The 23,282-nt window shown below is 54.4% G+C and carries 14 protein-coding genes; 7 read left to right on the plus strand and 7 right to left on the minus strand.

The features are described from left to right. Window positions 1–189: 189 nt before the first annotated feature. Both QET40_RS02675 and QET40_RS02680 read right to left on the minus strand, forming a co-directional pair. Window positions 190–633 (minus strand): hypothetical protein, encoded by a 444-nt coding sequence (locus tag QET40_RS02675; RefSeq protein ID WP_280125632.1) that lies wholly within the window; start codon window positions 631–633, stop codon window positions 190–192. Beyond that, window positions 630–6,590: an RHS repeat-associated core domain-containing protein gene (locus tag QET40_RS02680; protein ID WP_280125633.1), complete on the minus strand. Its 5,961-nt coding sequence runs from the start codon at window positions 6,588–6,590 to the stop codon at window positions 630–632. The genes QET40_RS02675 and QET40_RS02680 overlap by 4 nt, the downstream gene beginning before the upstream one ends. Window positions 6,591–6,760: 170 nt before the next feature. On the opposite strand from QET40_RS02680, the gene QET40_RS02685 reads away from it, so the two are divergent. The 3 genes from QET40_RS02685 to QET40_RS02695 all read left to right on the plus strand — a co-directional run bounded on the left by QET40_RS02685 (window position 6,761) and on the right by QET40_RS02695 (window position 8,658). After that, on the plus strand, window positions 6,761–7,024 hold the full coding sequence (locus tag QET40_RS02685) for a hypothetical protein (RefSeq protein WP_280125634.1): 264 nt from the start codon (window positions 6,761–6,763) through the stop codon (window positions 7,022–7,024). Window positions 7,025–7,421: 397 nt separating this feature from the next. After that, complete coding sequence (locus tag QET40_RS02690; protein ID WP_280125635.1) at window positions 7,422–8,213, plus strand: hypothetical protein; 792 nt, start codon at window positions 7,422–7,424, stop codon at window positions 8,211–8,213. A gap of 85 nt (window positions 8,214–8,298) precedes the next feature. Continuing rightward, window positions 8,299–8,658: a hypothetical protein gene (locus tag QET40_RS02695; RefSeq protein ID WP_280125636.1), complete on the plus strand. Its 360-nt coding sequence runs from the start codon at window positions 8,299–8,301 to the stop codon at window positions 8,656–8,658. A gap of 110 nt (window positions 8,659–8,768) precedes the next feature. Here the strand turns inward: QET40_RS02695 and QET40_RS02700 are convergent, their stop codons facing one another. Further along, window positions 8,769–9,539, minus strand: coding sequence for a SpoIIE family protein phosphatase (locus QET40_RS02700; RefSeq protein ID WP_280125637.1), 771 nt, complete (start codon window positions 9,537–9,539; stop codon window positions 8,769–8,771). 46 nt (window positions 9,540–9,585) lie between these two features. Continuing rightward, entirely contained in the window at window positions 9,586–11,064 is a 1,479-nt protein-coding gene (gene lysS / locus QET40_RS02705) for a lysine--tRNA ligase (RefSeq protein ID WP_280125638.1), read from the minus strand. Between the two features lie 253 nt (window positions 11,065–11,317). Here lysS and nifJ point away from each other — a divergent pair, with 253 nt between their 5' ends. Beyond that, entirely contained in the window at window positions 11,318–14,899 is a 3,582-nt protein-coding gene (gene nifJ / locus QET40_RS02710; protein ID WP_280125639.1) for a pyruvate:ferredoxin (flavodoxin) oxidoreductase, read from the plus strand. A gap of 127 nt (window positions 14,900–15,026) precedes the next feature. After that, a complete protein-coding gene (locus QET40_RS02715; protein WP_280125640.1) occupies window positions 15,027–16,133 on the plus strand; it encodes an NAD(P)-dependent oxidoreductase in 1,107 nt (368 codons plus the stop codon). 66 nt (window positions 16,134–16,199) lie between these two features. Here the strand turns inward: QET40_RS02715 and QET40_RS02720 are convergent, their stop codons facing one another. Further along, window positions 16,200–18,449 carry an inorganic phosphate transporter gene (locus QET40_RS02720; RefSeq protein ID WP_280125641.1) on the minus strand — a complete coding sequence of 750 codons (2,250 nt, stop codon included), beginning with the start codon at window positions 18,447–18,449 and terminating at the stop codon, window positions 16,200–16,202. A 253-nt stretch (window positions 18,450–18,702) separates the two neighbouring features. Then, window positions 18,703–19,686 (minus strand): alpha/beta hydrolase, encoded by a 984-nt coding sequence (locus tag QET40_RS02725; RefSeq protein ID WP_280125642.1) that lies wholly within the window; start codon window positions 19,684–19,686, stop codon window positions 18,703–18,705. A 164-nt stretch (window positions 19,687–19,850) separates the two neighbouring features. Between QET40_RS02725 and QET40_RS02730 the strand changes: the two genes are divergently transcribed. Together QET40_RS02730 and ilvD are read left to right on the plus strand one after the other, a co-directional pair. Continuing rightward, entirely contained in the window at window positions 19,851–20,414 is a 564-nt protein-coding gene (locus QET40_RS02730) for a sugar O-acetyltransferase (RefSeq protein ID WP_345783046.1), read from the plus strand. A gap of 112 nt (window positions 20,415–20,526) precedes the next feature. Continuing rightward, complete coding sequence (gene ilvD, locus QET40_RS02735; protein WP_280125644.1) at window positions 20,527–22,200, plus strand: dihydroxy-acid dehydratase; 1,674 nt, start codon at window positions 20,527–20,529, stop codon at window positions 22,198–22,200. Window positions 22,201–22,283: 83 nt separating this feature from the next. Here ilvD and QET40_RS02740 read toward each other — a convergent pair whose 3' ends face one another. Next, window positions 22,284–22,970: a metal-dependent transcriptional regulator gene (locus tag QET40_RS02740; RefSeq protein WP_280125645.1), complete on the minus strand. Its 687-nt coding sequence runs from the start codon at window positions 22,968–22,970 to the stop codon at window positions 22,284–22,286. Window positions 22,971–23,282: the final 312 nt, after the last annotated feature.

Raw genomic sequence — 23,282 nt, forward strand, 5'->3', positions numbered from 1 at the left:
CTATCATGATTCTCATGATACCAAATCAAGCTAAGATTAGCCTCTTTGATGCCATATCATCTTGAAGCAGGAAGCGGCACATTCATTTGAGCGTCAGGAATATTGATTCGATAGATTTCTATTCTACGATCATAGGATAAATACTTGTGCCTGTATATAGGCACAAGTATTTTGTTGGACTTATTATATTTATTGCATGGATGCGGGAGCTGGTAAAATTTCAACCCTTGTTCCTACACTTTGCAGTTTATTAGTTAGATCAAACGAGAAAAACAAAACAATGTGTTCCTGCCTACGATCTGGTTTTGAGTTAAGAAGCTGTTTCTCATTATATCCCATATATAAATACATATATTCATAGTGATCATCATCTGAATCATTAATAGATGGGTTGTTGCCAATTAGATCCATGACATCCTTGTTCGTTGTTTCGCGCAACGGTAGTTTTATGGCTGCAGAAAGAGCAGCCTGCCATCTTTCTTTATCTCGTATAAATGATTTCCCATCATTAAAATACGGAGAAACTATTTCACTTTCGCCATTATTTTCTTTTCCATTTTTACACACAGTCAATATGCCTATTGACAAAATAGAAAAAAATGCCGTTCCGATGATTTTGTATTTTATTTTCATAATTTTCCTTCGAATTTTTTCCATACTGGAGATGTCATATATTTTGAAACTTTGTCCCAATAAAATATTGGAGACCCATCAGCATAAGTCCCAGTTTGAATATAATTATAATATAATCTCAGAATCCCATTAAAAGAACTCGTCCCGATTGATCTGTCCGTTCCGTATGAAATTGCTCCTTTCCTCAAAATTTGTTCGGCAAACGGCCTCGCAATTTCTTGAGAAGAGCATCCGGAAAAACGAGCTTGAGCTTTTCGGGTAAACCAACAACGAATTGGACCTTTCCTTTGTTTTGCTCGTTCAAATGTGGCACTATGGCTTCTATCCAGCAAATCCTGTACAGAATATTGATTCCATGTCCCACGGTTGCCATATCCACTGTACCCACCATATCCGCCATGTCCTGCTGAAACAAAATTCGAAATAGGATCTTGGCCTTCTTTGGAAATCGTTTCTAATAACAAGGGAACTGTGATAGGATTTACATATTCAGCAGAGGGAAATATCCCAGCATAATCTGGTATTAGATCATAACTTAATATGTACTGAATATCTTTCCCTTCTTGTGAGGCCACAAGATTAGAGGCATCATATACATCTCCTGGTTCGATATTGTTAGGATAGCCATGATTCGGTGTCTCGCCTACTGGCCATAAACACTGCCAATCTTCTTCGCTTGCATCATATTTCGATGCTAGATGCTTTAATGTATCTCCTTTGCCTGCGCACCAATGATTCTCTCGCCCTTCGCCTTTCATTCGCGTCCATAAACCAATATGGTCAACTCTATTGAAAGGCCTATTGGCAAGAGCTATGTACAGGTTCCAGTGATCTTGTTCGTCTATGGGATCCCTATTAATCCACCGTCCATCGTTCGGGTTGAGGTAACGGTAGTTGTAGTAATAGAGGCCCAAGGGGCTGTCATCATATTCGGAGGAGAAACCGAAGGCGTTGGCTGTGTGTTTGTCGCCTTCCTCGATCAGTTTTTCCCCGTAGGGGGAATAGGCATAGCGAGCACGGCACGTTCCGGCATCATCGTAGAGAGCCGTGATGTTTTTCACCGTGTCGCAGGCGGCGTAGAGCATCGTGGCATCCGTGGCGTCTTTCATCGCGAGGATACGCGTCGCCGTCGGCTGGGACGGATCCCAATAACAGGATTTCGAGAGCACGAAACAATCCCCGGATTGTCCCTCTGCATCCAGCTTATACGCGGCGATTTGCACGTATCCTTTATAGATAAAATGCTCGCGCGATGTCAATGTGTTTCCATGGTATTCCAAGCGATCCGTGCGCCTTCCCATAAAGTCATAGGAACAGACAACGGAGTGTCCGTCCCCGGCAAACTGTTCCGGGCGATTCCGCATGTCGTAGAGGACATCCCAAACACCGGTGCGCGTCTGAATCCGCGTCTGGTTGCCGTGAACATCAAATTCGGGCGTGAACGCGTTTCCCGCATTCTGCTGTTCAATGCGGACATACTGGTTGAGCCTGTTGCTGGTGTAGCTCCGGCTTGCAGCCAGTTCGCGGGATTGGACGCGGTTGCCGATGTTATCGTAGGTGTAGGTGTAATCCTCCTTTCCATCATACGCAGCGGCAATCAACTCACTTCGGGGATTGTAATTCGGGACGATTCTTCGTTCCTCCCGCCCTCCGGCATGATCCGTCAGCAGGATCGGCCTTCCGAGCGCATCGTAACCGTACCGGTGGGCGAGAACTTCCCGTCCCGAGGCATCCTTGTACACAAGGGCCGAAATGGCATTCCTGCGATCCTCGTACTGGAGTTCCTTCTTCATGCCGTTGGGCCAGTCCATGCCGGTCAGCAATCCGCCTTCACCATAGTGCCAGGTGAATACTTTCCCCTCCTCCGGCGATGCGGTTTGCAGACGGCCGAAGCTGTCATAGGTCAGGGCCGTGTCCTGGACGTTTACTCCATCGACGCTCAATGTATAGCCGGTATCCCTGCCATAGGCATCGAACTTGTATTCCAGAATGGAGCGGACGCTTCCCTCGAACTCTTCGCGCACGAGATCCCCCACATGATTGTAGGAATAAGTACGGGTGCCCGTACCATCCGTGATGCTTGCGAGACGCCCCAGGGCATCGTAGCTATGGCATATCGGGGTCGATTGGTCGCTGAAGGATGTTTCCGCCAGTTCCCACGTTTCCGCCTGATAGATGTAGCCGATCGATGAACCATCAGCCCGGACCGTGCGGATGACCAGTCGGTCGCGGTTATAGACTGTCGTTTCGGATGTTCCGTCGGCATAGGTCTTTTTCACAGGCAGCCCGCTCAACGAGTCGTACTCCCACTGCGTGGTGTCCCCCGGCGTGTCTGGAATCCCCGTCAGCGTTTCGCCCGGGTTCCTCCATGTCGTTAGCGCGATCATGCGGCCATTGCTGTCGTAATCCTTCCGGATGGGTTGCGTACCCGAACCGAATTGTTCCGTCAACTGCCCGGCCGCGTTGTAGCGGTAATGGATTTCTCCTCCCATGGCATCGGCCGTACAGGCCAGCAGCCCGGTTACCGGGTCGTAGGAGTACGAAGTCGCATTCCCATCCGCATCCCGGCTTGTCACGATGCGCCCGGCCTTGTCGTGAGCCATCGTCAGCGTATTGCCGCGGGCATCCGTCCGGTAGAGGCATGTGCCGTTGTCCGTGTAGCTCCGGACGGAGGTCGTAATGTCTCCGGACGGGCTGATCGACAGGACTATGTCTCCACCGACAGCGTACTGCTTCGCCGGAGCGGACACGCCATCCTGCCACATTGTCGTGATGGTATTGCCCTGTTTGTTTTCCGTCACGCTGGCGCTCCAGCATCCGTATTTGTTTTTCGTCAGGCTTACGGATGTTTTCTCCTGCCCCGTCAGTCGCGTATAGCTTTCCTGATTGGCGCGGGAACCTCCCGGCAGAATGGCGGACGTTACACTCTTGCGGAATACTCCTGACGCCAGTCCGGCAGGAAGAATGGCCGGAGCCGGGTTCATCCCGGTATAGACCGTTTCGTACTCCGTGACGCGATCCACGGAAGGCTCAACCTCTGATGAGGGCGATATCTTCGTGATGGAACGCACCATGTTGCCGAAGGCATCGTATTCCATGATTTGAGGAGCCTTGTTTTCCGAGACGCGGGAGATGTTCCGCCCCTGAGCGTCATAACGAAGCCGTTCGATGACGAGACCGCTTGACTGATCTCCCGCAGGAATGCCATTGGAAACGGTTCTCCCAAATCCATCGGAGACACTTTCCGCAAGAATGGGGCCATTCGGCGAATCCTGCCGGACGGTTTCCACGATTCCTTCCGGGCTTATCCGGCGGCTGTAGAAACGCGCAGGCTGTCCGGTGGCCGATTCTTCTATGACGATTCCTGCAGCATTCCTTCTGCTCACGGCCAGCTGTCCCGACGGATGAGTCACACTTTGCATGAGATTGTTGTCGGAATATTCATAGCGAGTGACGAGGCCTGCGGCATCCGTAGTCGAAGCCAGATTGCCCTGGGAGTCATACGTTTGTTCCGTTCGGACAGAACAGGAACCGATTGTCGTCACCGTAGCAATCTCCCGACCGAGGCCATCGTATTCATGCGTGATAATCGTATCCGGCTGCCGCGAGATGGAGACGTGCTCCAGAATTTCCGGCAGAGGAGCGGGAGCTTCGTGGACTTCCCGGATGAGCCGTTTGGCACTGTCATATTCATACCACGACTGCGTCCCGTTGTCGTGAGTTTCACGCTTGGGGCCGCAGCATGACCAGTCCGTTGCCGTCGTAGAGCCTTCGGAATCCACGGTAGCAATGGTTCTTCCGCTGACATCGGCACTTGATCTGGATTCCGAAACCGTCACAAAATCCGTTCCATCATGGACCTGCTCCCGGGTGATGAAGGCATATCCGCTTGCATCGTAAAGAGTCACGAAACGGGTCGATTGACCGGGAACGACGACACCCTGACGGACACGGGTTGACGTCGCCGCCCACGAGGCGCCTTCTTCATCCGTCGCGGAGTAATCGTAGGAAGTTTCCGCACCATCGTAGGAAAGCGTTCTCTTGAGACGACCGCGAGCGAAAGGACATTCCGCAGAATCTCCGTGGGTTTCCGTGATGGAAATGCGCGGGTATTCGGAGCCAAGAGCCGTTTCGGTCACTGTTTCCCGGATCAGAAGATCGGATTCCTCATACTGTGATTCAGTCTTCAGGAGCATCGTCTCCGTTCCATCCGGCGCGAGAACCCATTTTTCAACACATGCCGTACGGTAATCATTGTACCAAAGATCGGCAAAAGTTGTTCTGGTTTCCAGGACGGAAACGGCATCGTCCCAAAGAGTCCTTTCCTTGACGACTCGCCCTTCATCATCATAGTCGTATTCCGTCCAATTGCCTTCCGGAGTCGTCTGACGGATCATCCGTCCGTAGTTCGGGGAGGTCGTGTCCGTTTCATAGGAATAGGTCCACACCTGATCAGTTCCCTGCCCATAGGATTTCGTGCGCTTGACGATCACATCTCCGAAGGGATAACTGCGATAGTCTTCATGAGTCACGGATTCGACAAAGTCGGCCGTATCCAGATTGATACCATCCAGGGAGCGTTCTCCCCTAAAGGTGTAGGTTGTTTCCCGAATGGCGGAAACCGGAGATTGACCGATTTTCAATGCCAGTCCGTTGGGGCGAGTGACAGGAGCCACATCCGATTCAAGAGCTTTGCGGACTTTCACAGAGCAGGCAGCCTGCTGTCCCGAACCACTGATGAAATACGTACCGTCTTTCCCATACGGCTGCCAGCGGCTTTCTTCGAAGGCTCCATTCCCCATGGCTCTCATCTTGAACATGGACAGAGAATTTGTGGAGGGATCGTCTCCGGATTCGGCCATGCCGGCAATGGCGGTCAGGTTCCATGTTTTCACGGGAGTTGCTCCTTCCCGAATCGGGAAGAGGCCGTTTTCATCGACCATGGCGAGAGTGTCGGATGGAGCGTACCAGTTGATGGTATGGGCATCCGGACAATCGAGAAGGCCATCCATGCGGCACCATATCTGCCTGATGCGGTCATCCTGGATGTTATTGGCATGGAGCATGGAATCCAGTTTATTGTCGTAGTAGGCGCATTTTCCGTCGAGAGTTTCCCGGACGACGCGCAAATCTCCGCCCAGTTCTTCAACCTGAACCCACACGCCCTGATGGGTGCAATAGGCATAGGGAGTGCCATCATCGGCACGGTAGTGGATGATGGAGCCATCCATGAAGGTTTCTTCAAAGAAGGTTGCATCTTCAACATTGCCGTAGCAGAGAGTGTAATCGGAATTGAGCAGACGGAGGCGTTCGGAATAGATTTCCGATCCACCGAAAGGAGTACCGACGGGGCTATTGGAGAAATCGTAGTAGCGCAATTGTCCCATTTGGGTGACCAGAGCTACTTTATTGGTACCAATCGGGTTATCCGATGTGGAGGGAATGACGACACCAATGCGGCGTTGGGAAATGTGATCGAATTGCAACAGGGTGCCATTGGCGAGGGAATGGTGGGTACCAACCGCATAGAGCATGAGTTTTCCACCCGGCATGCCTTTCCATGAGGGGAAATGCCCGAAGGAGATTTCCAGATCGACACTTTGTCCTCCTGTGCTGGTTGCCCCAGGTACGGGATAATGCACGCATGTGGCGTTTTCATCTCCTTCGGGAGACGGATATCCCTGTGAAGGCTGATTCTGAGGTGCAGAAGGAGCATTCGTCGGATCAGCAGGACTCCCCTGTTCCGGCTGAGGCTGGGACTGATAAGAAACGCTAGGATAGTGATCCGTTACAAATATGGGAAGAATCGGAGGACGTGCCGGAAGCGGAATGGGGATCGGGCCTCCGCTTGGAGGCATACCGCCGCCACCGCCTCGTCGAGGGGATTTGGGACCTTTATTTTTGGGCGGTTTGGGTTTATCTTCTTCCTTTTCCGGTCCTTTGTCCGTGCCTTTCACCGGAGGCTTACCGGTCTCTTTAGGTGGTTTCGTGGTCGTATCATCGGGAGAAGGTTCTGGTGTAGGCTCAGGCTCCGGCTGAGGTTCTGGTTCAGGTGTAGGTTCAGGCTCGGGGGTCGGTTGCGGATCGGGTTCGGGTGTAGGTTCCGGCTGAGGCTTACTTTCCTCTGATGAACTGGAGGATGACTCACTGGAAGACGACTCACTGGAAGACGGCACACTGGAGGACGACTCACTGGAAGACGACTCACTGGAAGACGACTCACTGGAGGACGGCACACTGGAGGACGACTCACTGGAAGACGACTCACTGGAAGACGACTCACTGGAAGACGGCACACTGGAAGACGGCACACTGGAAGACGGCACACTGGAGGACGGCACACTGGAGGACGGCACACTGGAGGATGACATACTGGAGGACGATTCGCTAGACGACTCGGAGCTTGATACCAACGAACTGCTGGCTACTTCATCTGTAGATGCGAGGGAGACTATCGGATCCCCCGATACTGCTTGTTTTTTTGGTTTCATTTTATATTTATTCTCATTTAGGATTTCCCCTTCATGGAGAGTCCTTCGAGGAATGCGTATAATTGATGGAACAGTTTGATTACAAGTGATGAAAATGGGCCTAGACCGGAGAAATTCCGGAAAATTCGATGCATGTATTGCCGCGATTTCTTTTGGGTATGTTTGCCTTCCGATCGCTTTCAAGAAATATTCCGGACAATATTCAAAACGTTTTGGACGTGAATGCTGTACAATCATTTTCTAGGCCCATTTTTCAAGCTGGAAAAAGAAATCCCGTTTCTGGAATGATGGCTCCCTATGAAAAACAAACAAAAAAGCAAGAACCCTCTAAAACACGGCATCGTTTTGCACGTTTTCGTGTATTATGGAGATTCCGCTCTCCTTCGTGAAACGTTCCTGTGCGCACGCATGGCCTTGCCGGAAGCCCGTCTGGTAGCAGTGGATGACGGAGCCTGTCCCTGCCCGGATGCGACGCGGAGCGAGCTGGAGAAGATGGGGGTGGAATGGCGCGTGAGCCATTGGCCCCGGGGAGGTAATCTGCGGGGCAAGTCCTGCATTCTGGGGATTCTCTCCGAAATGGAAGCAAGCATACGGCATGAAGACGATGTCCTGATTAAAATGGATGCCGATACGTGCCTGCTGGACGGAGCGGTGTTTCGCTCGTTTGCCGGAATGAAGGAAAAGGTGCTGTGCGGCAGCGGAGATCCGAAGGAACGCATTTACGGCTGCCTGTATGCAATCCGGGCACATGCCTTGCGGCGGGTACGGACATATGTGGAGGGGCTGGAACTGGATCCGGTGATGCCGGAGGATGTGACGGTGGGGTTTTCCACGATGCATCTCTATCCCGATCCGGAGAGCCGCATGGTGTTCCCTATCGGCGGAAAGGGCGATGCGTGGACGGCATACCGCTGGGGTTATTATCCCGATGCCCGCCCTTACCGCGGGTGCACGATGGTAACGGTGGGGGATCCTCCCCCGGCTCCGTTGACAAAAGAACAAAGACTGCCGGTGATGCGGAATTTACGGCTCGTCGCCCAGCAGCGACTGATGGGCAACTTCGGTTTCCCCGGTAGCGGGCAGGTATGAACCAGACGCTTTTCACCGGGCGGGCAGGTATGCGCCAGGGCGGAATGATGCGGTTTTTTACCAGGGAGAGTGTTGTAATCGGCGGATGGCTACTATTCAACGGGCAACATTAAGAATAAATCCCTCGGGAAGTTACAAATTACGCCTGGTCATTTCCCGGGACAAAAAATACTCCGGGAAGCGCATCCAGCTCGGTCTCCGAACACGGGACCGGGCATGCGCCCTGCTCCGCTCCCGATATATCGTCAAAGAATTCCGCAGGGCGGGCGTGTGCCGGAATATCACGTTCCGATGCATATGTCCGGAACTTCCGACGGAAGGATTGGAAGAGACCGAGCTGGTATGGCATCCCGGCATGCCGGAATACCGGGATGCTGCCATGGAGGAAACAGCCCTTCTGGTAAAGCATTGCCTGAAGGTGGCACTGACGACACTGGCGCAATAAACGCCGCGCAGTCCATGAGTCTGGTTTCCGTTTCAAAAAATGGGAGTCATCAGCAATCGGGAAGGATCAGAGATGTCCCTCCGGGCAAATCGACCCAAACGGAGGGCGGCTCAAATCCTGACTCCGACAATCGTGAGGTTGTCCTGATAGGGGTATTCGAGCATTTCCACTTGTTCGAGGATGTAGTGCACGAAAGCTTCGGGATTTTTCGTCTCCGGATACAGGGACAAAGCCAGCTCCTTGTTCGTGTCTACATCTTCCAGCCACTCATCGAGGCCGTCCGAGGCAACCAGCAGAAAATCCCCTTTCTGCAAGGGAAACGCTTCCTCTGGGCAGTCGATGAGATCAATTTTTTCCCCCATGACGGCAGAACGCAAAATGCTTCTCTGGCTCAAGGCATAGTCGAGGGAAACATCCCCCCGGAGCCATTCTTCCCGGACAAGAGGCCACATCGAGTGGTCGGCATTGAGTTTGCGGGGCCGCTCCCCGCTGCGCCAGAGGTAAAGGTGCGAGTCCCCCACGCTCAACCAGTATAAATTATTGCCGGCATCGACATAGGCAACGACGAGGGTCGTTCCCATATTGCCACGCTGGGATCCCTTTTGGAGGGAGGCAAGGTGGCGGTTGGCATCCTTGAGGGCCTGGGACAAGCGAGCCGGAGGAGCCATATCCGGATACCCGGTAAAGGCTTCCGAGAAAGAAGCCAGCGTTTCGCGGGAAGCGACCTCGCCGGCCAGGTGCCCTCCCATGCCGTCGGCCACCAGCACGAGAAAACCGCCGCCGGACACAGTCACGACATCAACGGCATCCTCCTGATGGAGCCTGGTCCCCTTCCACTGGACCATTCCATATTCCGAACCGTCTTGGAGGCGAGGAGTCATGGTTTACAGGGAAGGGGCGGCAATGAAAAAGCGAGGGAGAAAGGAATCAATCCTTCTTCTTCAATTGCGGAAACAGAATGACGTCGCGAATGCTCTGGGCTCCCGTCAGCAACATGACCAGGCGGTCGATACCGATACCGATGCCTCCTGCGGAGGGCATGCCGTATTCCAGCGTTTCGATGAAGTCGTAATCCACCTTCTGGGTTTCCCCGGCGGCCTGGTGTTCAAGGCGTTCGCGCTGGACGTCCGGATCGTTCAATTCGGAATACCCGGGGGAGATTTCCTGACCGTTGATGACGAGTTCGTACACATCGACGACTTCCGGATTCTCCTTGTTGATCTTGGCCAGGGGGACGAGATCCTTGGAGACGTGCGTGACAAAGCAGGGGCTCATCGTTTTTTCTTCGACAAGCTTTTCGTACACCTGCTGGGTGACATCCACATCGAGCAGGTCGTCTCCGATTTCCAGATGGAGGTCGTTTTCGGCCCGGGCACGGCGCTGTTCCGGGGTAAGATCAAACCAGTCATCTCCGGCGACTCCCTTGACGAGATCGTAGTAGTCGGCTCTCTTCCATGGGCGGGTCAAGTCGATAGTATAGGGGTTGCCGTTGGGGTCGGTGTGCTCCAGTTTGAGCGTTCCGCAGAATTTTTCCGCCAGATGGCAGACCATCTCTTCGACCATGTCGGCCATAGTCTCGAAGTCGCCGCAGGCATCGTAGGCTTCCAGCATGGTGAACTCCGGATTGTGGCGGCGGTCAACGCCTTCGTTGCGGAAACAGCGATTGAGTTCGAACACTTTCGTGAACCCGCCCACCATCAGGCGCTTGAGGGAGAGTTCCAACGCAATGCGAAGCGTCAGATCCTGGTTGACGGCATTGAAATGAGTCGTGAACGGAGAAGCGGCGGCTCCACCGGCAATGCTTTGAAGTACGGCCGTTTCCACTTCCAGATACCCGCGGTTGCAGAGGAAGGAACGGATCTCCGACACCATCCGGGAACGGGCGACAAACAACTTGGCGCTCTCTTCATTGGCAATCAGGTCCAAATGGCGTTTGCGGTAGGACACTTCCCGGTCTGCCAGGCCGTGCCACTTGTCAGGCAGGGGGCGCAGGCTCTTGGCAAGGATTTTCAGGGACGTCACGTTCACGGTCGGTTCACCGCGCTTGGTGATGAATGTCGTACCCGTGATGCCGATCCAATCGCCACGGTCCAGAAGCTTCCATAATTTCCAATCCTCTTCGCTAACGTCGGCCTTGCTCAGGAATCCCTGAATGCGCCCGCGCACGTCCGCGATCGTAAAGAACTGAGACTTGCCCATATCGCGGATAATCATCAAGCGCCCGGCAAGAGACACGGTTTTACCTTCTTCGAAGTTTTCCCGGAGATCGGCGGGATTGGTAGTGATATCAAAGCGGCTTCCATAGGGATCAATACCCATGGCCCGGATTTTTCCGAGTTTTTCTCTGCGGACGGCAATCAGGTCCGCTTCGGATGATGTTTGCACAGGCTGCTCTTTTTCAGACATGGTGCGGAGATACTAGAGGCTTCCCCCCCGTTTGGCGAGTGCATTGTGTTCAATCGCACAATTCTTCCCTCGATTTTGATCATTTTTTCCTTTTGCTTTTAGGAATCATTCTAAATAATTGTGACATCATGGTCAAAAAAGGCGCTATTTAACGTCCGGGGAGCATAATTCCTTTTACCCTCGCGAGTTGATATGGTAAATTCACCCGCAAGTTAAGTATCGACTTAATCATTTGACAATACCCGTGCAAAATATGAGTGAGAATGCAACAATAACCTACAGCACGATTGACGCTAACGAAGCAGTCGCTTCCGTGGCCTATCGTTTTTCGGAAGTCGTGGCGATCTACCCGATCACTCCGTCCTCGCCTATGGGCGAATCTGCTGAAACCTGGGCATCCATCGACCGCAAGAACCTCTGGGGAACCGTCCCCTCGGTGGTCGAGCTGCAGAGCGAAGCCGGAGCAGCCGGCACCGTTCATGGCGCCTTGCAGACCGGTTCTCTGGCAACGACTTTCACCGCCTCCCAGGGACTCCTCCTAATGATCCCCAACATGTACAAGATCGCAGGCGAGCTAACCCCCTGCGTCTTCCATGTCGCCGCCCGCGCCCTGGCCACGCAAGCCCTGTCCATCTTCGGCGACCACTCCGACGTCATGGGAGTCCGTTCCTGCGGCTGGGCCATGCTTTGCGGTTCCTCCACCCAGGAAGCCGCCGACTGCGCCGCCATCTCCCATGCGGCCACGCTTGAATCGCGCGTGCCCTTCATCAATTTCTTCGACGGTTTCCGTACGTCCCACGAAGTCGGCAAGATCGCCGACATCACCGACGATACCCTCAACAGCATGATCAAGCAGGAGTGGGTGGACGCCTTCCACGAACGCGCCCTCAATCCCGATGCCCCCGTCATCCGAGGCACGGCCCAGAACCCCGACGTGTACTTCCAGGGACGCGAAGTCGGCAACCAGTTCTACGCCAAGGTTCCCGCCATTGTCCAGGGAGCCATGGACAGGTTTGCCGCCGCCACCGGCCGCCAGTACCATCTGGTCGATTACGCCGGAGCCGAAGATGCCACCAGCGTCATCGTTCTCATGGGTTCCGGCTGTGAAGCCGTCCACGAAACCGTGGAAGCCATGATGGAACGCGAAGGAGCCAAGGTCGGCGTGCTCAAAATCCGCCTGTACCGTCCCTTCCCGTCTGAAGAACTTGTCAAGGCCCTGCCGAAGACAGTCCGCAAGATCGCCGTACTCGACCGCACGAAGGAACCCGGTTCCCCCGGAGAACCCCTCTACCTCGACGTTGTCCACGCTCTGTTTGAAGCCCAGAGCGCCGGCCAGCTTCCCTTCGCAGGAGGCATGCCTGCCGTCGTTGCCGGACGCTACGGTCTTGGTTCCAAGGAATTCACGCCCGCCATGGTCAAGGGAGTCTTCGACAACCTTGCCAAAGACGCCCCCCAGAACCACTTCGTCATCGGCATTGAAGACGACATTCTCGGCTGCAGCCTTCCCTACGATCCCGAATATGGCGTTGAAGCCGACGACGTCACGCGCGCCATGTTCTTCGGCCTCGGATCCGACGGTACGATCGGTGCCAACAAGGACTCCATCAAGATCATCGGCCAGCACACCGACCTCAACGTGCAGGGCTACTTCGTGTACGACTCCAAGAAGTCCGGTTCCACGACAATCTCCCACCTGCGTTTCGGTCCTCGCCCGATCCGTTCCACCTACCTCATTTCAAAGGCCAACTTCCTGGCCCTGCACCAGCCGAGCCTGCTGAACCTGTTCGACTTCCTGAAGTTCGCCGTCCCCGGCGCCACCTTCCTGATGAACAGTCCGTTCCCCGCCGACAAGGTATGGGACAAGCTTCCCGCCCGCATGCAGCAGCAAATTCTCGACAAGGGCATCAAGCTGTACGTGATCGACGCATTCTCCGTTGCCAAGAAAACCGGCATGGGTGGTCGCATCAACACCATCATGCAGACCTGCTTCTTCGCGCTATCCAACGTCATCCCTGCTGACGAAGCCATTGGCTATATCAAGAAAGCTATTGCCAAGACCTACGCCAAGAAGGGTGAAGAAGTCATTAACAAGAACATTGCCGCCGTCGATGCCACGCTGGAAAACCTCCATCAAGTGAATCTCGACGGCGCCACTGTCAATGGGCATGCCATCCCCCCGATCATGTCCCCCGAAGCCCCGGAATACGTCACAGACGTTCTGGCCACTATCATGGCCGGTGAAGGAGACTGCCTGGCTACCAGCAAACTGCCCGTCGACGGAACGTTCCCGTCCGGCACGTCCCAGTACGAAAAACGCGATCTCGCCCTCGAAATCCCCGTCTGGGATCCCGAATGCTGCATCCAGTGCGGCAAGTGCACGGTCGTCTGCCCGCACGCCGCCATCCGCAGCAAGGTCTTCTCCCCCGAAGAACTCAAGGATGCCCCGGAAAGCTTCAAGTCCTCCGATGCTCGCCATCCTGACTGGAAGGGCCAGAAATTCGTCATCCAAGTCTCTCCGGAAGACTGCACGGGTTGCACGCTCTGCACCGATGTCTGCCCGGCCAAGAACAAGAAGGTTGAAGGCAAGAAGGCCATCAACATGGAAAAGAACGACGGCGAAACCCACACGGAAGAAGTTGCCAACTGGAACTACTTCATGAAACTGCCCGACGTGGATCCCCGGCTGGTAAAGACGGATAATGTCCGTTCCATGCAATTCCTCCGCCCGCTGTTCGAATTCTCGGGAGCTTGTGCCGGCTGCGGTGAAACGCCGTACGTCAAGATGCTCACCCAGCTCTTCGGCAACCGCCTCGTCGTCGCCAATGCCACAGGGTGCTCCTCCATTTACGGCGGCAACCTGCCGACCACCCCGTGGTCCAAGGATGCCGAAGGACGCGGTCCAGCCTGGGCCAATTCCCTGTTCGAAGACAACGCCGAATTCGGTCTTGGCTTCCGTGTGTCCCTCGACAAGCAACAGGAATTCGCCACGGAACTCCTGCTGGAACATGCCGCTACCGTCGGCCAGGATCTTGTCGGCAAGATCCTCAACAACCCGCAGAAAAACGAAGTCGAAATCCAGGACCAGCGCGACAATGTCGCAGAACTCAAGTCCCGCATCGCCGGCAAACCGGAATGCGCACGCCTCCTGGCCACGGCCGACAAGCTCATCCGCAAGAGTGTCTGGATCCTCGGCGGCGACGGCTGGGCCTACGACATCGGTTACGGCGGTCTCGACCATGTCCTCGCCAGCGGCAAGAACGTCAAGGTACTCGTGCTGGACACGGAAGTGTACTCCAACACGGGCGGTCAGTGCTCCAAGTCCACTCCGCTGGGCGCCGTCGCCAAATTCGCGACAAAGGGCAAAGAACAGGTCAAGAAGGACCTCGGCCTGATGGCTATGACCTACGGCAACATCTACGTTGCCAGCGTTGCCATGGGAGCCAAGGACGAACATACCCTCAAGGCCTTCGTCGAAGCCGAAGCCTATGACGGTCCCGCCCTGATCATCGCCTATTCCCACTGCATCGCCCACGGCATCGACATGGCCAAGGGACTCCAGCAGCAAAAGACAGCCGTGGACAGCGGTCGCATCCTCCTCTACCGCTACAATCCGGATCTTGCCGCCGAAGGCAAGAACCCGCTGATCGTGGAAGGCAAGGGACCGAAGGGCGACCTCAAGGAAGCCCTTTTGACGGAAAACCGCTTCCGCCTCCTGGCCAAGAACAACAAGGAACACTTCGAAACCCTCGTTGACAAGGCTCAGCAGGACGCCATCCACCGCTGGAATATGTACAAGGCTCTCGCCGATATGGGTTCCGACAAGGAATCCAAGTAAGCGAATCCGGTCACAAATCCTTCATCCCCCCGCAGCACCCTGCTTGCGGGGGGATTTTTTCTCCTCATTTTTTCCCGGCGATATCCCTGGGGAAGATGGGAAAGCCCACCCTTTCCGGCGGGACGGCATGGAAGCCTTGTCCGTCCTCTCCCATTGTGATAAGCCCATCCCCATGGCGAGCCTTCATCAACATATCCTGGCGGAACTGGCCTCCTTCTACCGGCCTGAGGAATTTCCGGTTCTGAGGCACCAGTGCGCCCAATGGGAAAAAACACGTCCTCTGGACGGCTTGAAGGTTCTTGACGCCACACCCCATTTCCGCAATACATACGCCAAATACGCTGCACTGATCGCAGCAGGAGCCCGGCTTTCCATTGCCATCGGCCCAACTCTTCCACACGACCCGGAAGCTCTCCTCCAGGCGCAAGAATTCGGGATTCCGGTCATCTCACCCTCAGAAGCCATCCATTCATCGTTCGATCTCGTCCTGGACTGCGCCGGTATCCTGGCGGAAGTCCCGGCGGCCATGGGATATGCCGAGCTAACCCGATCCGGCGTAGCACGCTATACTCATGCCCAGTCCCCGGTCTGGGTCGTAGACTCCGGCAAGATCAAACAAATAGAAACATGCCTCGGAACAGGGGACGGCTTCGTCCGGGCTATGGCAAACTGGGGATATTCTCTGCAAAAGCGCCGCCTCATCGTCTTCGGCTACGGCAAGGTTGGCAGGGGAATCGTGCTGATGGCCTTGCGCCAAGGTGCGGAAGTAACAGTCGTAGACATTGATACCGAAGTCCGAGAGCATTTGCCTCCGGGAATCGGATTCATTCCCCTGAATGCACGGGAACAAGTTCGGCAGGCTGTTGTCCGTGCCTTCTGCGCCGTTACGGCAACAGGCGTTCTACACGCCTTGGAGGAGATTCTATCCCCCGGAGACCTCCAATCCCCCGTCCTTCTTGCCAACATGGGCGTCGAAGACGAATGGGGGCCATCCGTCCCCGCAGAGCGGGTTCTCAACGCCAAGCAGCCCGCCAACTTCTCCCTGAAAGATCCTACGCTCATGCGTTACATCGATCCTCCCATGGCCCTCCACAACGCAGGCGCACTTGAGTTGGCCCGGGGCGGCATTCCCCGGGGACTTCACCCCCCATCCCCGTCCTTGGAAATATCGTACGGTGAAATCATCCGCCGTCACGGATTGATCGGAAAAGAACTCGGCCTCGTCGGACTATAAAAATCTCTCCTCCTCCCATGGAGAGGAGAAGAGAATAGACGCAGCAGCAGTCAAAGCCCCATCGCCTCAGGCCTCCGCCCGACCAAGGGGAAACTCGCGCTGGGTATTGGCCAGGAGGTACGCCTTATGGATCATGGAACGAGCTTCATTCAACAGGCTCAGATACAGCAGTGCGGCACGCATATCCTTGACCTCCTCGGTCTGAAGCACAATGTTCGTCCGGATAGCATCCGCAAACTCATCGCCCAGAGAACGGGAATCCTCCAGGACTTCATCCAGCAACCTGGCATCGCCGGAAGAGACAAACTCCTGAAGAGCCGGACTGATCCGTGCAATGCGGGCGCCCATTCTGCGCAGGCCCCGGACGAGTTCCTGATCCAGACCATTGTGATTATTATCAATGTAGTTGAAACCGGAACGCGTAATCACCGTCAGGGAATCGAAAGAAGAACCGGCATATTCCATCAGCTGGATATACATTCTGCCTCGGTCGGCCAAATCGCGGGGCAATTTATTAATCGCCGGAAGAACCTCCGAAGGAACCTTCTCCGCGAGATTCTTGCGCATACTGTTGGCTTCCTTCGCCAAACGCTTCAGAAGTTTCCTGTCTTCGGAATGCAGGGCATCCAGCGTACTGGCATAAATCCCGGACATGGCATTCATGAGACCGCACACCTCCATGCATGCATTGCGGATTGCGGTCACATCGCGCATATCGGTAATAATCTTATACTGTTCCCGCTTTTGCTGGCGTCTCTTGTGAAGCCGGGCGCTCTTCACCAGCAGCCATGTGGCAACGGCGATGACCACGGCAATACCGGCAACTCCGCCATACATGATCACAACTGCCACGATACAAGCCATCGTAAACGCGGCAAACGCTGTAAAAAACCACCCGGAAATCACAGTCATCACCCCGGTAATCCGGTACACGGCACTATCGCGTCCCCACGCTTTGTCGGCCAGGGATGAACCCATGGCGACCATGAAAGTCACATAGGTGGTAGACAGAGGAAGCTTCAGAGATGTTGCCATGGAAATCAGAAGTGCCGCCACCGTCAGGTTCACGGAGGCACGAATCAAGTCAAACGAAGGGGCTCCAACCGGGATCTCTTCCTCCGGCAACGGCTCGAAGCGCTTTTCGATAAAACGCCCCAGGGGAGCCGGAGTCACTCTCCGGAGGAACTTGCCGATCATGATAGCGATACGCACGACAAAACGCGCAGGAGGCACGGAACCGAAACGCTCAATCCCGCCTGCCTGACGGGCCAGGTTGACTTCCGTTTCCGTCACCGTCTGGGCTCGTTTGGAAAACGCCAGCGCCAGAACCATGATTATGCCGGCTCCGAACAAATACCTCCAGTCGGCCACAACAGGTTTGGCCAGTTCCCCCATGGTCAGAGTTGCAATGTCCCCGCCGGAGGCGGCAACCCCCTGCGCGATTTCCACCGACGAAGCGCCGGCCATGAATACGCCGATGAAGTTCACCAAGTCATTTCCGGCAAAGGACAGGGCCAAAGCCATCGTTCCGGCCAATACGGCAATCTTGAGGATATTGATCTTGAACAGGAATTGCAGTGCTCCCATCACAACCGTCCAGAAACACATGCACACGGCCAGCCAGAACCAAAGACTGGCATCAATGGAATGAATCAGTTCCTTCGTGACAAAAGAACTACCCTTCAATCCTTTGAACAGGGCAAAATACGTAATGGCCGTCAAGGCCAAGCCACACCACAAAGCCCCCACCCGGTTAAACATCTTTTTGTACCGAAACGAGAAAATAAACCGCGAAATCCACATGATAATCGCTCCGCATGTGAACGCGACCACCACCGAAGAGAAAATCCCGGAAATAATCGCCAGAGCTTTGCTGGAGTTAATATAATCCCCCAACTGTCCGGCAACGCCCGGCTCCGCTCCCAGCAGTTTGATCGCCGCCACGGCTACGGCAGCACCCAACAGTTCAAAGACCAGGGAGACCGTCGTCGATGTCGGCAAACCGTACGTATTGAAAACATCCAGAAGAATCACGTCCGTCAGCATAACCGCCAGAAAGATCATCATCACATCATGAAAGTAAAACTGCCCCGGAACGAACACACCGCTTCGGGCAATCTCCATCATCCCGCTGGAACAAATGGAACCCAGCAAAATACCAATTGAGGCAACGATGACGATCGTCCTCCGGGAGGCAGCCTTGCTTCCCACGGCGGAGTTCAGGAAGTTGGCAGCATCATTCGAGACGCCTACAACAAGATCGAAACATGCCAGCAGAAGCAGAATCCCTAAAATAAAGTAATAAATTGTGTCCATATGTTCGATTGGTGCGCCAGATCCCATGGCGGATCTTTGACGTGCCCGGACGTATACAGGAGGACGGTATCGATACTCCCGTCTTATTATGTAACATTGTTGTCACTTTGGGGCAAAAATCCCTGGGAATGCGCAATCGGGACACAAAAACCGGATTCACAACCCATGCGAGACAGGCCGCGAACCCGGTTGAGGGAAAGACGGAGGCACATCTCCTCCTCCTTGATAATTCCTGCAACACAGGAACGGATGCTTACTTGGCGCGTTGCGTCCAGCCGTGAGAATCCAGCCATTTTTCGGCTTCCTTCGGCCAGGCATCCGTCGGCTGGTTACGGATCTCCATGCCATAGCCATGTCCGCCCCGTTCATACAGGACGCGAGTAACATCCACACCGTGCGCTTTGGCCGCCAGCTCCATCAACTCGCTATTCTTGCAGGATACACCGTCGTCCTTCGATTGTTCCAGAAAAAGGGGCGGTGTTTTGTCCGTCACACGCTTGTCACCGGAATAGCGAGCCTTCACTTCAGGTGCCACCTGACTGCCAAACAGCTTATATCGGCTGCCGGCATGCCCCACGCCATCCTCTAAAGTAATCACAGGATAAATCAGCATCGCAAAATCAGGACGGCAGGGAACGGCATCCAGTCCGTCTCCCGTTTCGCCGGATAGTTTTTCATCCCAAATCGTCGCCATCATCGAAGCAAGATGTCCTCCCGCAGAAAACCCTATCACTCCGATTTTTGCAGGATCCGCTCCCATGCTCGCCGCATCACGGCGGATAATCCTCAACGCCTGCCTGGCATCGCGCAAGGGGCCGGGAAACTGAGTAAACTTCCCACTCCCCTGATCCGTCACACGATACTTCACCACAGCGGCAACCATCCCCAGTTCATTCGCCCATCGGGCAATTTTAGTCCCTTCCTTCTCAATCGCAAGAATACCGTATCCACCGCCGGGAAACACCACCAGCACAGGACGCTTGTCGCTCGCCTTCCAGCCCTCGGGATAGAACATCTGAAACTTAGGACACAAAGTATCAGTAATATGCCCCGGAGCTATCACATGTTCCTTGCCTTCATCCGGAATCGACTTAAACAGGGGAAACCACTCACCGGAATACGGTCTCTCAGACGAAGACACTGCCGCAGCAGGTTCCTCGGCAGAACTCAATCCGGCGGTAGCAAAGCCCATCAGCCCTAGCCCGCACGCCAGTAACAACCCGTTTTTTATCGTCATATTCATAAAAAGGAAAGATATGCGGGTTAGTCTAACACGCTTCTCCCTCAATGCTATCCAATTCCAACATCCCCTCAAAAAACTTTCATCTTGCACTCCGAACGGTCATGTTCCTATTCGGTCTTGCAGAACCGGATACGACCGGGCAGGGTTGGAAGGTAGCCATGACTGAAAAGGAAAAAATGCTGTCCTCCGCGTTGTATCATCCAATGGATCCCGAACTCATTGCCGACCGAGCTTCCATCAAAAGGATTATTCACCGATTCAATACCATGGAACCGGATCTCGTCCGGGAACGCCACGACCTGATACGCCCCTGGCTGGCTTCCCCCACGGAACACTTCCATATCGAACCTCCCTTCCATTGCGACTACGGTTACAATATCAGCATCGGGGAAAATTCCTATATCAATTACAACCTGACTGTGCTGGATTGCGGAAAAGTCACCATCGGAAAAAATGCCTTCATCGGCCCCAATGTCAGCATCTATACCCCCAACCACCCCATTGACGCCAATCTGCGCAATTCGGGCGTTGAAACGGCCTTTCCCGTTACGATCGGGGATAACGTCTGGCTCGGAGGGAGCGTTACCATCCTCCCCGGTGTCACCATCGGAGACAATGTCGTCATCGGCGCCGGAAGCGTCGTTACCAAAGACATCCCGTCCCATTCCGTTGCCGTCGGCAATCCCTGCCGCGTCGTCAAAAAGCTTTCCTCCGACGTATAAAAGAGTTCCGGGAACGTTTTTCTCCCTTGCTTTCCCGGAACGGCACGATTAGGGTTTATCCACCCAAACACCCAATGTTTGGAACTTTTCTATTCAACCATTCTATACGACCATGCGAAGCGATCGAGTCAAGGCAGGTTTCGAGCATGCCCCGCACCGCAGCCTGTTGCGGGCGACGGGGATGACGGACGAAGACCTCAAGCGTCCATTCATTGCCATTTGCAATTCATTCAACGAAGTCATTCCCGGCCATGTCCACCTCAACAAGGTCGCCCAGCTGATCAAGGAGGAAGTACGCAAAGCCGGAGGAACTCCGGTCGAATTCAACCTGCCGGGAGTCTGCGACGGTATTGCCATGGGCCATCAGGGAATGAAATTCTCCCTGGCCAGCCGCGAACTGATTGCCGACAGCGTAGAAACAATGCTGTCCGCTCACGCCTTTGACGCCATGATCTGCATCCCGAACTGCGACAAGATCGTACCGGGCATGATCATGGGAGCCATGCGCTGCAATATCCCTACGATTTTCTGCAGCGGAGGCCCCATGGCTGCAGGACAGGGAGAAGACGGTTCCGCCCTGGATCTCAACAGCGTTTTCGAAGCCGTCGCCCAGTTCAAGAACGGCAAAATCGACGAGCACCAGCTTTACAAAATGGAATGTAGCGCCTGCCCCGGAGCCGGTTCCTGCTCCGGCATGTTCACGGCCAATTCCATGAACTGCCTCTGCGAAGTCATCGGCCTTGCCCTCCCCGGCAACGGTACCTTGCTGGCTCTTTCCGAAGAACGCAAGGAGTTCTGGAAGAAATCCGCCCGCCGTGCCGTCGAAATGGCTAAAGCGGACGGTCCCCTTCCACGTGATATTGTCACCCAGGATTCTATCGACAATGCCTTTACCATCGACATGGCTATGGGGGGAAGTTCCAACACCGTCCTCCATACGCTGGCCATCGCCAACGAAGCGGGAGTCGAATACGACCTCAACCGCATCAACGATATTTCCAAACGGACTCCGAACATCTGCAAGGTAGCCCCGTCCTCCCGGTTCCATATGCAGGACGTATTGCGTGCCGGCGGCATCAGCGCCATTATCAACGAAATCGCCAAAATCACCGGAGCCCTTCATCTCGACTGTATCACCGTCAGCGGCAAGACGCTCGGAGACCAGGTCGCCGGAGCTGAAATCAAGGACGAAACCGTCATCCACAAACTCGAAAACGCCTACACGAAGGACGGCGGCCTCGCCATCCTCTTCGGCAATCTGGCAGAAAACGGAGCCGTGGTCAAATCCGCCGGAGTTCTGCCGGAAATGAAGGAGTTCAAGGGAGAAGCCATCATCTTCGAATCCCAGGAAGACGCCTGCGAAGGCATCCTCGCCGGCAGAGTCAAGCCCGGTCATGTGGTCGTCATCCGCAACGAAGGTCCCAAGGGAGGCCCCGGCATGCAGGAAATGCTGGCTCCGACGTCCTACATCATGGGACAGGGACTCGGCTCCTCCGTGGCTCTAATCACGGACGGACGTTTCTCCGGAGCTACGCATGGTGCCTGCATCGGTCATGTTTCTCCGGAAGCTGCTGAAGGAGGCGTCATCGGATTGCTGAAAGACGGGGACATCATCGAATACTCCATTCCCCAGCGCTTCCTGAAAGTCCACTTGGATGATCAGGAAATTGCCGCACGCCGGGCTCAATGGACACCGACATACAATCCCATCCAATCCTCCTGGCTCAACCGCTACCGCAAACTAGCCACCAACGCCAGCAAGGGGGCTATCCTGGAGAAGGATTAAACTTCTAATCGCAAAAAACCGATCAGCGGAGCTTCCATCCCCGGAGGCTCCGCTTTTGTTTGAACCCAACCCCCGGGTCTTTCTTAATCCCAGGGTTCCTTCCGAAGAATCCGTTCATCCGCAAAGGAGACCAGGATCGAATCCGCCAGCACGCTGGGAAGAGCTGTCCGGTGTCCATCCGAAAGTTCCAGTAAAATGCCGGATTCCAATCCTTCGGACTCTACCGGGGCTACCATCTCATTCAGGCAAATACCGCGTTCCGAAAGCAACTCCAGCAAATCGCGGCGCTCGGGTACGCGCCGGATTACCGCACGAACCCCGACAGGCAAATCGACCAAACGGTAGAGCTTTTGCATGGAGACATTACCTTCTCCTCCCGGGATGGCTCCGCCATGCGGACACCTCCGGGGATAATCCAGGAAATGATCCAGTCTTTCCGCCAGGAGAGGCGACGATGCATGTTCCAACCGCTCCGCCTCCTCATGGACTTCGCTCCAGGCATAACCAAGGTGATCCACGAGGAAAACTTCCCACAAGCGATGAATGCGAAGAAGCTGGAGAGCCTTCTTTTTTCCTTCCTCCGTCAACACCACATTCCTCTCCGGCTTCACTTCAACAAGACCTTCCTTTGCCAGTTTCTGCAACATTTCACTCACCGAAGCAGGCGACACTTCCAGCCGATCCGCAATCAACCTGTTGTTGACAGTGCCGTGACGGCGCTGCAATTCTTCGATACTCTTCAAATAATCTTCCCTGTTACTCGTCATCATTATTTTCTCCTCATCCATCGTCGTACAAGGTATACCTGACAAACACTGGTTTCGTTCAAAAATATCCAATTCCCAGACTTCATCATCGGTACACCTCAACTCGTATGCTTAATGCGGAGAGAAAGGAATCAGCCCTAATCTGTAATGGATCTCATTTCCTGATCCTAAGGTATTTATAATTGATTATTTGGAGGGCGCGGGAAAAATTACAGTTAATTAACCCTCATGATGCCGACTTTGTTGAAGCGGTTTGGCAATCCGTTATGATCAACAATAAGTCGCTTATTATAAATAGTTAATAATACAATGACA

This window comes from Akkermansia sp. N21169, from assembly GCF_029854675.1.
In the GTDB taxonomy this organism is placed as follows: domain Bacteria; phylum Verrucomicrobiota; class Verrucomicrobiia; order Verrucomicrobiales; family Akkermansiaceae; genus Akkermansia.